The sequence below is a fragment of the Acinetobacter sp. AB03 genome (assembly GCF_058107045.1).
Map to the genome: position 1 here is coordinate 16,787 of NZ_JBUEBA010000001.1, position 11,549 is coordinate 28,335.

Below are 11,549 nucleotides of genomic sequence, written 5' to 3' on the forward strand. Positions count from 1 at the left end.
AAAAAAGCATGACTAAAAGCCATGCCTTGGGAATTCGTATAACGTGTATTATGTTAATTTTAGGAAATCTTAATCGAAGTGAAATATATAGCTCAAATCATAGAATGTAATGAGAATCTCGAATTCATTCTAAAAATTAAGGTTCGTAATGAAATTCTAGAGGTATTTAGTTCTTCAATACCCTCATGTATTGATCTCAAAAAAAATTACCTTATAGATTTAGAAGCTACTATTTTTGATGATTACCTTATTGAGAAAACACATTATTCCCATCAAATTAAGCAAATAGATAATAGTCTAAGATATGAAATTATTGGATATTTAAAAGAAGGGAAGCTAGATGTTAATGGCTTAATTTTTGAAGATGATATTTTAAATAGAGATTTTTTTTACTTAGATAACAATACAGTAAAATGGACTGTCGATAGAATTAATGCTGACTTTGATGACAGAGATTGAATCCATTTAACATAAAATTTCTTATGCGAAATTACATACCAACTTTAACCACATTGTGGACAGGTTGGATTTTAGAGATAAGAAAAACTTCTAGGGCATTTGCTAAATAAGCCGTATCACGCTCAAAGCCTATTGTAATGATGGATCCAGCATCTTTCAGTCTTGGATCTATCGCAATATATTCAGTTTTATCTTCATTCCATCGGCAATATTTCATTACCCTGGCGCTTAAGCCATTACCACGATAACGGCCAGCACCTCTAGAAGTCCCAACACCGATATAAGTCACTAAATCCCCTTTGACAAACGCATATACACCTTGTTTATCGTAATTAGGAATTTTTCCAAAATTAAAATGTACTGGTGACCATTCAGGAGGCTTTCCTAATAGGTCTACATTCCAGTGATGTTCGAAGAATAATTCTGTATTACGTATTAACTTATTAAGTGTTGGATCTTCCACTACTTATCCCTCAAAATTTATAAATTAAAAAGCTTTCGGTCACGCTCATCTGTTAAATACTTATCCATCTGAGCAATTAATTTAGCTCTGGCTTGTTCATCATCTTCAGTGATCTTTAGCATACAGGATCCAATTAAAATTTTGCGTCTGGTATCATCCTTTCGAGCTTGTTCTTTCTCTTTAGCACGTTCTCTTGCCAGTGCTGCCTGTCTTTGAGCCTTTAACTGCTTTAGCTTTTCTTCCTGTGCTTTGATTTTGCTGTCTAGTGTTTCAGTAACGCTCATTAATCCAATACCATCATCCTGGGAAACCATCCCTAACATAAGCGCACTTGAATATGCATTCAAGGTGCTATATGTATAGTAATGTTTTCCTCGAAGAGCGCACTTATGCAAACTTCGTTTGCAAGTCCGATTGGGGTCTCCCCAATACCCCGACAACCGTAGACACGGTTGTATTTCACTACGTGAAAATTTAAAAGCGAAAAATAGGCATGGCGATTTACCACTTTTCAGTCAAAACCGTAGCACGATCAGCAGGACGTTCCGCCACTGCTGCAATCGCCTATCGGGCTGGTGAAAAGATCTATTGTGAACGTGAAGGCCGAGAACATGACTACAGCCGAAAAACTGGTGTGGAATACAAAGAGATTTATTTACCCAAAGACGCACCAGAACATTTAAAAAACCGGGAAAGACTCTGGAACGAAGTTGAACAGCGCGAAACCCGAAAAAACTCGACAGTTGCCCGGGAATTTGAAATCGCTTTTCCAAGTGAATTAAATCAGGAACAACGCCTGGCCATGCTCGAAGAACTATGCGCCAGTATCGTGGACAGACATCAGGTGGCCGTTGATGCCTGTATCCATGCCCCGCATACCGGATCCGGCAGTGATGAACGCAATTATCACGCCCATATCCTGATGAGCACACGCAAGCTCATTCCCGAAGGTTTTACCGAGAAAACCCGGGAACTGGATCAGAAACACAGTGGAGAAATCGAACACTGGCGCAAACACTTTGCCGATATCTGCAATATGCACCTGGACATGGCCGGATACACCGCCCGAGTCGACCACCGCAGCTACAAGGACCAGGAGAATGGTCTGGAAGCCACCCTGCACGAAGGGCCTAAAGTCACCGAACTGCGCCGAAAAGGGATTGAGACCGAAATCAGCCGAAGCAATGATGAAATCAAACAGAGAAATCAGGCACAGCTGCAATACGGCAAAAATATGGATCTGCTGATTGCTGAAAATGAGATCAAACTCAGCACACTGAAAACTGAACAGCAGATCCAAATCAAAAATAGCGCTAAAACGCCACCAATTGACGAAAAAGCCCTATTTGAGGAAAAACAGAGGGAAACCCTTGGCAAAGTGCTAAATCGCGAAATCAGCGCAAAAGACGCGAATCTAGACCTAGAATTTATGCAGGATGTTTTTAAAAAGGCCGAAAATACCTTCGGCAAGATGCAAAAACATGAAAACGAGTTCAATCAGCAGCTCGCCCAGGACATCGTGAAGAGCCGACTCAAGCAAAGTTATGACAAATTGCAAAGCCTGGTCGATCAACACAACGAATTAACCCAGAACAAACCCTTACTGTTTGGAAAAAAAGCCTGGGAAGCCCAACGTGACGAGATTTATCAGGAACACAAAAAGCTAAAAGGTCAGCATGAACACCAGAAAAAACATGGTGTGAAGGATTTATTGGAAAATGAAAAGTTCAAAGAACATGCCTGGAAGCAGTACCAACAACAACATCCGGCCAAAGCCAAGCAATACCAAACTCTATACTCAACCTATCAAGTTATTAAGAAATGTGTGAATGAGATCAAAGCAGAACAACAAATGAAACTCAGACAAGAACAACAGCTCAAAGCACAGCAACATGCGCCTAAAATGAAATCTCGTGGCATGAGTCGATAAACAGAGCGAGTGTCTACGAGCGAACTGAGAAAATTTGCCCTTTCCTTTCCCTGATTACAAGCTCCCTATCCATCAATCACCTGCATATCAGAGCATCCCAAATGGGTGCGAACTTTCCAAGTTTGATCCCTAAACCGAGCGTAGCGAGAAAAAAAGCTCATGAGCGAAGCGAATTCCGAGTTGCTTTTGATCTTGCTTTTGCTTTTCCTCAAATTCACGAAAATATGAACCAAAAATTGCCTCGACGAATCGAGCGAAAGCGAGATTCAATAGAGTTTGAGCGAAGCGAAAACCAAGGGCAATTTTTCAAATTTCCTTTTTTAATTATTTTTAAATATTTTAAATCTTTTCAGCCCTCTGTATGCCTTTAGTAGCAATGGTTTCAGCATTTAAATATGACGGATTGACTACTAACTATGACGGATTGACTACTAACTATGACGGATTGACTACTTAACTATGACGGATTGACTACTAACTATGACAAGTATATATTTGTCATATATTAAAAATTAAATGGTTTTATTTTGGATAAGAATCAAGTTGTAAAATCAAATCAAGTTATAGAAGCTTCATATCAATTAAGTGCCGTAGAGCAACGTATTGTCTTAGCAGCCATTTCACGTATTCCAAAGAATCAACCCATCACAGATGATGAGTTATACCCAGTGAGTGTTAATGAATTACAGCTCCTAGGAGTACACGAGAAAACAGCCTATAGAGATTTAAAAGAAGGGATTAATAGACTTTATGAAAGGTCTATCAACCTCTCTGTGGACGATAAATCTATCAAAATGAGATGGGTACAAGAGGTTCAGTTTTTAGATAGTCAAAGTGTCATTGGTATTCGCTTTTCAAAACCAATTTTGCCTTTTATATCCAACCTAAGTAGAGAATTTACGAAATATGCTCTATCTGATATCGCAGGTATCAACAGTGGGTACGGTATCCGTATCTATGAGTTACTGGTGCAATACAGACAAATAGGTAAGCGTGAAATCTCTGTTGATAATCTACGAACGATGCTGGAACTAGGTAAAAAGTATCCGTTATTTGCTGATTTTAAAAAAAGGGTAATTGATACTGCTGTAGATCAAATAAATGAATACAGCCCTTTACGTGTGACGTATGAGCAGAAAAAAACAGGTCGTAAAGTTACTCACATTACTTTTTCTTTTAAAGAAAAAACAAAAAGTATTGGTCAGGAAAGTACAGACATACCGAAAGAGTTCTATAAGTTAACAGATGCTCAGATAAACATGTTTGGTAATCAACTATCGCGTCTACATGAACTTTCTCATCTAGCACGTGAGGGTGAGAGCTATGAAATATTGGCTTCAAAAATCAAGGAAAAACTTAGAGATCCAAAACAACAGAAGCAGTTTTTACCTTACTTACGGAACTTAGGCTTCAAACCTTGAGTGTATTGAAGAATACACTTATTGTATTCTTCAATACGTATCTTAAATACACAGTAATACACTATGAAAACAAGTACAAAATACAGTGTTAGTGATGCTGCCACACTGTATAAAAAATCTAGAGCGACACTTTATAAAGATATAAAAAATGGGGTATTAAGCCGTGATCATGATGGCTTTATAGACTTTTCAGAATTATTGCGTGTATATGGTGAACCGTTTTCTGGAAAACAGTCAAAACGTATTGATACGTCTCTAATACAGAATCTGGATACACCCGAATACACTGATAAAACAGTAGTAGAGTTAAAAAATCAGATCGACTTTTTAAAGAAACAATTAGAAAAAGCAGAAGATAGAGAGGCTAAAGCTAATGCTCGTATTGATACGCTTCTTACACTAATTGAAATGAAGCCACCTAAAGCTAGTAGTGAACCTAATAAAGAGAATATTGAAAGTAATATTTCGCCAAACCCAACTGATATGGCAACAAATATTCAGTTAAAGCAGGTTAAAGAGGACGGATTGACTACTCCAGAGAACAAACGTATCCCTGTTCCGGAACATGTTGAGCCTGAACCTAAGAAGAGGGGCTTCCTGAGCCGTTTTTTCCTTCCCTATGGTTAGCCAGGACTCCAATTTTTTGATGAGCCAATTTCAGTGCAAGCACATGAAATAATGACTCATCAAAAAACCGGATGAGGTTTATTAAAACTGAATAAAACCGTGGAACATTGCTTACTTATTGACCGTGGAACATGAAAAATTGCTAAAACAGCCTAAGAGAGCGTGCATAGGCTGTTTTACACCTATAAATCATTGTTTTAAAAGGGAAATTTTTGCGAATTTCGTATAAGGTGTATTATGTTAATTTTAGAAATACTTAATATTTTCTGTCGTACAAAAATAATTAATAGATTACTCAATTTTTTTATCGCTATTATTTTTGTATGCTTCAGTCATTTCAATAAACCATTTCATCCCAAACTCTTTATCCTCATCATTTAAAAGCCCTAGTTCCTCTCGTTCAGCCTCAGCTGCCAATAGCATATCTTTATTTCTAATAATAAAATCAGCCATATCGTCAGCAAGAGCCATTGGATTATCTTCAATAGATCTTAAAGATTCAGGTGGTTGCTTAGATGCCCAATCGAAAAACATTTCACCAATAGACACTAAATCTTTACTTTGTGTTAGACGATCATGTGCACAGTAATCAATAATAATTTTTTCTGATTGATCCCTACATTTAAGAGCTCTAAATAGTTCTGCAATAGGTAAAAAGTTAATTTTATTACTTGTTGAGCTTCCTCTAAAGTGCATACCCAATGGTCTAGCTATTCCATCTACAACACCAATAATCAAGCCGCCCGACATACCATTAGTATCAAGATCTAAATTATTATATTTTTCAAAAACAAATGTAAATTTATCTTTTCTCAAATGACCATTGATAATATCCATATTTATCGTCGTACTACATGAATGTATTTCATTATTAAATGGCGCAATATTATTATCAGAATCATAAAAATAAGGATTGGATTGTATAGAGTAACCAAAATCTACGGCAACCATACCATCTTTAAATTCATCAATCTCTAGTGGCTTTACTGTATTAATATCAATGAAGTGGTCAACTACTTGGCCTGGTACAGGATGAAATAATTCAACAAGAATAGCATCTTTAAAATCGTAGTATTCATCTTCCTCTATGATATCTCCTATAGTCCAAAAATATTTAGGATATAGAAAATCGTCAACCTTACTAAAACTACGTGTAGATCTATCAGTTATACGAAAAGGTGAAGTATTAGTACCAGAAGAATGTTTAAAATAATCCTCCATAACATGACGAGCTGTTAAAAGAAAATATTTAAGGTCATCCTTAATAAGAATCCCTGTTCCCCAATTTGTAAAATAAATATCTCTAAAACTTGTACCTTCATCTACTGAAGTATCTGAAAATATATGAAAAATTCGTCTAGTTGACTTTGCTAAGTCTTCAAAATTTAAAATTACAGGTTTGACACAACTTACCTGAAAATTAGCATTTTCAAATACTTTCAGTAATGGACTAACTTTTAAATTTTTAAATTTTCTCTTTCTAGGCATAACTAAATATTTAATAACCATTTTCAAAACTTTATGATTAATAGTATCTAAAATCTTTACTATTTAACATAATGGGCGTTATACGAAATGCACAAATTGAAAAATATAAAAATCAAAAACTTATGATATAAATTATTTGCTCGATGATGTTCAAAAGCCGACTTGGAAACAAGTCGGCTTTTTTATGAGCAGTTTTGATAGTTCTTGCCAATAAATTTGACTAAAAATTACGCTTCTCAACTTGAGTTATACAATTTTGTGATACATTATTGTATATACAAATTTGAATGTTTTTTATGGAACAGTATTTTGAATGGGATGAGGCTAAGAATCGAAAGAATCAGAAAAAGCATGATATCTCTTTCGAAACTGCAAGCCTTGTTTTTGAAGATCCATTACGGATCTCAATCCAAGACAGACATACCGATGGTGAAGAACGTTGGCAAACCATTGGACGAGTTAAAGGCGTACTAATGTTATTGGTGGCTCACACCATTTTTGATGAAGATGACTGTGAAATCATACGAATCATTAGTGCAAGGCAAGTGACTAAAGCGGAGCGAAACAAATATGAGCATGGTTAGATACTCACGCAAAGAGCTGAATGAGAAATTTGGTGAGAAGCAAGATGCTGAAATTCAACGCTTGCTTGCTAAAGGCACGGTTCCTGATGATCAGCTAGATCTATCAGATATTCCTGAAATTACCGATTGGAGCAGTGCTGTACGCCAAAATCAATTTTACCGCCCAGTGAAGCAACAAACTTCAATTCGGTTAGATGCTGATGTACTTGCTTGGTTCAAAGCACAAGGCAAAGGTTATCAAACACGAATGAATGAAATTTTACGGGATGCTATGCTGAAAGAATTAAAAAATCATCAATAAAAATGGGAGCTTAAGCTCCCATTTTTGACTTCGCATAACGCCCATTATGTTAATTTTAGTTTTCCTTAATACGACAAAAATATCTACTTCATTTCACGAGAATTTCTTTTGCTAAAAGTTCTTCTTTCGTTACACCGAAATATCTTATTTCTAATTTAGGCCTGCCTAACATCTTTAAAAGATTGTTTTCATCATTTATATTTTTTATAGCTTTGCTTACACAATCAATTACGTCATTAGTTTTAGAAATAGCTTCTTTTTCAGATACTTGATCGCTTACTTTTCGAGATATTAAGTCATCAAAATATATCCTATATTCTTCACAAACTAGATAAAAATAAGGGTCTAATCTATCTAAATCATATTCAGATTCAAAGGGTTTACGATCTAATAAATCTTTTTCAGGATAAATAATCAATTGTCCTGCATCGAACCAAAACTCCACAGAAAAATTATCAAACTCAATTCCATTTAAATCATTACTAAAATTTTGAAAATACTGTAATAAAAGATTTTCTATATCCTCTAAAAACTCTTTATTCTTAATATCAAATATTAAAGATTCATTAGAAATAGCTTTGATACAATCTTCTTGAATATCTAACCCCTTTAAAGTCATTTTTACTCCATTTAAATTTTTAGGTTTTGGTGCATTAAGAATTTTGATTAACAGCAGTTTTGATAGTTCTTGCCAATAAATTTGACTAAAAATTACGCTTCTCAACTTGAGTGATACAATTTTGTGATACATTATTGTATATACAAATTTGAATGTTTTTTATGGAACAGTATTTCGAATGGGATGAGGCAAAGAATCGAAAGAATCAGAAAAAACACGATGTCTCTTTCGAAACGGCAAGCCTTGTCTTTGATGATCCGCTAAGGATCTCAATCCAGGACAGACATACCGATGGTGAAGAACGTTGGCAGACCATTGGAAAAGTGAAAGGCGTACTAATGCTCTTAGTAGCTCATACCATCTTTGATGAAGATGACTGTGAAATCATACGAATCATTAGTGCAAGACAAGTCACCAAGGCGGAGCGAGATAGATATGAGCATGGTTAGATACTCACGCAAAGAACTGAATGAAAAATTCAGCGACAAGCAAGATGCTGAAATTCAACGCTTGCTTGCTAAGGGAACGGTTCCTGACGATCAGCTAGATCTCTCAGATATTCCTGAAATTACCGACTGGAGCAATGCTGTACGCCATAATCAATTCTATCGCCCAGTGAAGCAACAGACTTCCATCCGTTTAGATGCTGATGTACTTGCATGGTTTAAAGCACAGGGAAAAGGTTATCAAACACGTATGAATGAAATCTTACGGGATGCCATGCTAAAAGAATTAAAAAATCATCAATAAAAATGGGAGCTTAGGCTCCCATTTTCGATTTCGTATAAGGTGTATTATGTTAATTTTAGTGAAACTAACTATTAAATCTATTTTCAAAAAATTGAACTTCCTTATTATTAACAACTTTATTAAAAAATAAATATTTGATTTTTATTAAAATATTTTACAATAATTACTCTATTATTTTAAGTAAATTAGAAATTATGCAACTCCCTTTAGATCTTACTTGTCATTTAGATACTCACAATGGGGTATTACAAAGACAAATTAAATTAGAAAATATATTTACTTGTATTCTTGGTGCTAACGGCTCTGGTAAAACACATCTGTTGAGAAGTCTCAAAGAAAGTATCGAATCTCAAATACAGGATAAAAAAACTCGTTTTATCTCGGCTGGACGTATAGGCGTCTTAGAACAATATAGATCAAATTATGATGGACATAGAAAAGGACATAGAAAAGGATATTCCAACATCGAATATGATAGCTCTCAATTTGGCGGAAAAGATTACCAATCTCGTCGCCATGATATAGAAACATTACAGGGCGATTATCAAACCCTTGCCCAAAGACCTGATATTTTAATTAAAGTTCAAGAAAGATTAAGTAAATTATTTCAAAGAAATCTGATAATTGATTGGGATGAAGGTCAACTTAAAATACTTTTCTCCCGTCTAGATGGCAGTTCACCTTATTCATCAGGTAGAGAAGCTTCAGGATTAATGCATCTAGTTGGAATCTTATGTGCTCTTTATGATGATGATGTAGGAGCTTTATTTATTGATGAACCAGAGGTTTCATTACATCCTCAGTTACAATCCTTTTTATTAAATGAAATATTAGATGTCGCAGGAATTCCTGATGGTGACAGCAATAAAAAAATTATAGTTATAGCTACTCACTCTACTGAGATGTTATGTATAAATAAAGCTGAAGATCTGTCATCTTTAATTTTTTGTTATGATTTAAATCAAGATCCAATACAAATCTCAAGTGATGAACCAACATTAAAAAATTTAAAAATACAAAGTCTTATATCTAAGTTAGGACAAGAACATAAGTTAACTCTTTTTTGTCAAAGACCTCTTTTAGTTGAAGGACCTTCAGATGTAGTTATCTGCAATACATTAGCTAAAAAATCACAACTATATTTAGAAGCATCAGGATCTCAAATGCTTCCAGTAATAGGAAAAGATCAGATTCCTATCGTAGCTAAATTACTCAAACTTTTAGGAAAAGAGCCAGTGATTTTAGCAGATGCAGATGCTATTTCAGATGGAATAGATATAGTTTCACAATTTCTAATTCAAAATCAGTACGCCAATAATGAAGCATCTAAATTAGGTGCTAAAGATGCTATTAGTATGGCGAGAGTCATTAATAATGACTTTACTCAATTAATAGACACTAGTTGGGGAGAAATTGAAGCTTTAGCTACACAACACCACTATTGGATTAATGGTCAAACTAATCAAAATAGAGCTAAAAGAAGATCTGCTTTTTCAACATTGTTCTCTTTTAATGATGAATATTTAGCAAGTGCGCTTAAAGAAAATTTTCATAAATGGGGTCAAATTAAAAATAGATATTTAGCCTTGATGGATATTTTGGAAAAAATCGGAATATTCTTCTTAAAGAAGGGGGCTGTCGAATCTTATTATCATGTTGCAGATAAAAACACATCAGAAGGTAAAATAGATGCTGCAGTAGCAGAGATTGAGTATATGAATAGTTTGTCAAAACAAGAGCTTAATACGGAATATGAAGACATTGTAAAATGTTTAAAATTCGCTGCATCTACAGTTGAAATTAATGAAACTTTAGCATTGAGAGATATTCTATTAGCAATAGTTGCTCCTTGTATTACAAAAATACAAGACCCTAATAACCAAGAAAATTTAAATAATTTTGCACACTCGTTATTTCCAGGAAAAGCTCAATTATTTAATTTAATTAGGGAAAAAGAATCTCTCACAATTGAGTTAAAAACAAGAATTATCAATGCTAATGGATTTCCGTTATCAATTCATAAAGACGATGATCTTATTAAAACTATAAATACGAAATTATCACTGATGTAATTAAATAAAAGACACTTCCCAAAGTGTCTTTTATTTAACATAAAATTTCTTCTACGAAATGCACGTGTTAGAACCCAATTAAATCTTTAATTGGGTTCACATCAAATACTCTATTGATCACGATAAGCTCGAACTTTCTCAAAAATCGGATAAAAGTCCAGACCATCATCCTTCATATCTGAAATTACGATCGCAATCACTGCAATGCTAGTGGGCACTTTACCGTTCTTTTTATAGTTGGTAATTGAGTTCGCATTCATATCTAAAAGCGCTGCAAATTCTTTAATAGAAAGGCCAGACTTACCTATAAGTCTTTGAAATTCTTCGTAAGGCATAGTTTTAAAAGCAGAATTGTTCTGATGGAAAAGTATAACACAGATCATTTATTTACATTTAAACACATAAATAATGTGATAAACACACTATTTATGTGTTTAAATGCTCCCATATCCTTCTTTCAGGACATATGAAGAAGGTACCTTTAATTATTTATCCTTAAAATGAGGCATTACTATGGGTAATTTAAACTTGATCAATCATCTATATCTTTCTGAAAACGGTAGAAAAATTGGAACTCAACTCATTAAAGATTTCTCAATTAATAGATCTTACAATCTGGGGTTATTTTTAAACGTCAATAAATGCTTTGATGATCGAGAAGCAACGCTGGTATGGACGCAGCATTATCTTGATCAACATATAGATGATGATTACGAAGACGTTAAACGCGCTTTTTTAGCATTCTTTCCTGATGGAGCATTTATGCAATTTTGAGACTGTTAATTGAATAGCTAGACTCCCTGAATGGTCCTTTTAAAGGACCATTACACAATTT

General features: G+C 34.6%; 15 protein-coding genes. 10 read left to right on the plus strand and 5 right to left on the minus strand.

The window, feature by feature from the left end; translation table 11 throughout:
• Nucleotides 1-78 precede the first annotated feature (78 nt).
• Nucleotides 79-459, plus strand: coding sequence for a hypothetical protein (locus tag ACY3FQ_RS00100; protein ID WP_015060210.1), 381 nt, complete (start codon nt 79-81; stop codon nt 457-459).
• Between the two features lie 31 nt (nt 460-490).
• Here ACY3FQ_RS00100 and ACY3FQ_RS00105 read toward each other — a convergent pair whose 3' ends face one another.
• Together ACY3FQ_RS00105 and ACY3FQ_RS00110 are read right to left on the minus strand one after the other, a co-directional pair.
• On the minus strand, nt 491-922 hold the full coding sequence (locus ACY3FQ_RS00105; RefSeq protein ID WP_039090891.1) for a GIY-YIG nuclease family protein: 432 nt from the start codon (nt 920-922) through the stop codon (nt 491-493).
• A 17-nt stretch (nt 923-939) separates the two neighbouring features.
• Entirely contained in the window at nt 940-1,206 is a 267-nt protein-coding gene (locus ACY3FQ_RS00110; protein WP_088749624.1) for a DUF8583 domain-containing protein, read from the minus strand.
• Between the two features lie 209 nt (nt 1,207-1,415).
• Here ACY3FQ_RS00110 and mobQ point away from each other — a divergent pair, with 209 nt between their 5' ends.
• From mobQ to ACY3FQ_RS00125, 3 genes are all read left to right on the plus strand, one after another.
• On the plus strand, nt 1,416-2,852 hold the full coding sequence (gene mobQ / locus ACY3FQ_RS00115; RefSeq protein WP_004282071.1) for a MobQ family relaxase: 1,437 nt from the start codon (nt 1,416-1,418) through the stop codon (nt 2,850-2,852).
• 527 nt (nt 2,853-3,379) lie between these two features.
• Nucleotides 3,380-4,273, plus strand: coding sequence for a replication initiation protein RepM (repM, locus tag ACY3FQ_RS00120; protein WP_004734502.1), 894 nt, complete (start codon nt 3,380-3,382; stop codon nt 4,271-4,273).
• Between the two features lie 63 nt (nt 4,274-4,336).
• Complete coding sequence (locus ACY3FQ_RS00125; RefSeq protein WP_009508997.1) at nt 4,337-4,900, plus strand: plasmid replication DNA-binding protein; 564 nt, start codon at nt 4,337-4,339, stop codon at nt 4,898-4,900.
• Nucleotides 4,901-5,191: 291 nt separating this feature from the next.
• On the opposite strand, the gene ACY3FQ_RS00130 is transcribed toward ACY3FQ_RS00125, so the two are convergent.
• Nucleotides 5,192-6,409 carry a hypothetical protein gene (locus ACY3FQ_RS00130; RefSeq protein ID WP_287166200.1) on the minus strand — a complete coding sequence of 406 codons (1,218 nt, stop codon included), beginning with the start codon at nt 6,407-6,409 and terminating at the stop codon, nt 5,192-5,194.
• Nucleotides 6,410-6,684: 275 nt separating this feature from the next.
• Here ACY3FQ_RS00130 and ACY3FQ_RS00135 point away from each other — a divergent pair, with 275 nt between their 5' ends.
• Nucleotides 6,685-6,972, plus strand: a complete 288-nt coding sequence (locus ACY3FQ_RS00135) for a BrnT family toxin (RefSeq protein WP_000438825.1) — start codon at nt 6,685-6,687, stop codon at nt 6,970-6,972.
• The gene (locus ACY3FQ_RS00140) at nt 6,959-7,273 is read left to right on the plus strand and encodes a BrnA antitoxin family protein (RefSeq protein WP_004728120.1); all 315 of its coding nucleotides are present in this window, start codon (nt 6,959-6,961) and stop codon (nt 7,271-7,273) included. Before ACY3FQ_RS00135 ends, ACY3FQ_RS00140 begins: the two co-directional genes overlap by 14 nt.
• A gap of 88 nt (nt 7,274-7,361) precedes the next feature.
• Here the strand turns inward: ACY3FQ_RS00140 and ACY3FQ_RS00145 are convergent, their stop codons facing one another.
• Nucleotides 7,362-7,892: a hypothetical protein gene (locus ACY3FQ_RS00145; protein ID WP_000172759.1), complete on the minus strand. Its 531-nt coding sequence runs from the start codon at nt 7,890-7,892 to the stop codon at nt 7,362-7,364.
• Between the two features lie 161 nt (nt 7,893-8,053).
• Here ACY3FQ_RS00145 and ACY3FQ_RS00150 point away from each other — a divergent pair, with 161 nt between their 5' ends.
• The 3 genes from ACY3FQ_RS00150 to ACY3FQ_RS00160 all read left to right on the plus strand — a co-directional run bounded on the left by ACY3FQ_RS00150 (nt 8,054) and on the right by ACY3FQ_RS00160 (nt 10,714).
• Nucleotides 8,054-8,341: a BrnT family toxin gene (locus ACY3FQ_RS00150; protein ID WP_004884492.1), complete on the plus strand. Its 288-nt coding sequence runs from the start codon at nt 8,054-8,056 to the stop codon at nt 8,339-8,341.
• On the plus strand, nt 8,328-8,642 hold the full coding sequence (locus ACY3FQ_RS00155; RefSeq protein ID WP_151721575.1) for a BrnA antitoxin family protein: 315 nt from the start codon (nt 8,328-8,330) through the stop codon (nt 8,640-8,642). The genes ACY3FQ_RS00150 and ACY3FQ_RS00155 overlap by 14 nt, the downstream gene beginning before the upstream one ends.
• Before the next feature lie 194 nt (nt 8,643-8,836).
• Nucleotides 8,837-10,714 (plus strand): ATP-dependent nuclease, encoded by a 1,878-nt coding sequence (locus ACY3FQ_RS00160; protein ID WP_489773488.1) that lies wholly within the window; start codon nt 8,837-8,839, stop codon nt 10,712-10,714.
• Between the two features lie 110 nt (nt 10,715-10,824).
• Here ACY3FQ_RS00160 and ACY3FQ_RS00165 read toward each other — a convergent pair whose 3' ends face one another.
• Complete coding sequence (locus ACY3FQ_RS00165) at nt 10,825-11,049, minus strand: helix-turn-helix domain-containing protein (RefSeq protein WP_026056423.1); 225 nt, start codon at nt 11,047-11,049, stop codon at nt 10,825-10,827.
• Nucleotides 11,050-11,227: 178 nt separating this feature from the next.
• Between ACY3FQ_RS00165 and ACY3FQ_RS00170 the strand changes: the two genes are divergently transcribed.
• Entirely contained in the window at nt 11,228-11,488 is a 261-nt protein-coding gene (locus ACY3FQ_RS00170; RefSeq protein ID WP_126039475.1) for a hypothetical protein, read from the plus strand.
• Nucleotides 11,489-11,549: the final 61 nt, after the last annotated feature.

Excerpts from the sequence above, each read along its gene's own strand:
- ACY3FQ_RS00110 (WP_088749624.1), bottom strand. The coding sequence starts at position 1,206 with ATGAGCGTTACTGAAACACTAGACAGCAAAATCAAAGCACAGGAAGAA.
- mobQ (WP_004282071.1), top strand. The coding sequence starts at position 1,416 with ATGGCGATTTACCACTTTTCAGTCAAAACCGTAGCACGATCAGCAGGA.
- ACY3FQ_RS00125 (WP_009508997.1), top strand. The coding sequence starts at position 4,337 with ATGAAAACAAGTACAAAATACAGTGTTAGTGATGCTGCCACACTGTAT.
- ACY3FQ_RS00130 (WP_287166200.1), bottom strand. The coding sequence starts at position 6,409 with ATGGTTATTAAATATTTAGTTATGCCTAGAAAGAGAAAATTTAAAAAT.
- ACY3FQ_RS00135 (WP_000438825.1), top strand. The coding sequence starts at position 6,685 with ATGGAACAGTATTTTGAATGGGATGAGGCTAAGAATCGAAAGAATCAG.
- ACY3FQ_RS00140 (WP_004728120.1), top strand. The coding sequence starts at position 6,959 with ATGAGCATGGTTAGATACTCACGCAAAGAGCTGAATGAGAAATTTGGT.
- ACY3FQ_RS00145 (WP_000172759.1), bottom strand. The coding sequence starts at position 7,892 with ATGACTTTAAAGGGGTTAGATATTCAAGAAGATTGTATCAAAGCTATT.
- ACY3FQ_RS00150 (WP_004884492.1), top strand. The coding sequence starts at position 8,054 with ATGGAACAGTATTTCGAATGGGATGAGGCAAAGAATCGAAAGAATCAG.
- ACY3FQ_RS00155 (WP_151721575.1), top strand. The coding sequence starts at position 8,328 with ATGAGCATGGTTAGATACTCACGCAAAGAACTGAATGAAAAATTCAGC.
- ACY3FQ_RS00160 (WP_489773488.1), top strand. The coding sequence starts at position 8,837 with ATGCAACTCCCTTTAGATCTTACTTGTCATTTAGATACTCACAATGGG.
- ACY3FQ_RS00165 (WP_026056423.1), bottom strand. The coding sequence starts at position 11,049 with ATGCCTTACGAAGAATTTCAAAGACTTATAGGTAAGTCTGGCCTTTCT.
- ACY3FQ_RS00170 (WP_126039475.1), top strand. The coding sequence starts at position 11,228 with ATGGGTAATTTAAACTTGATCAATCATCTATATCTTTCTGAAAACGGT.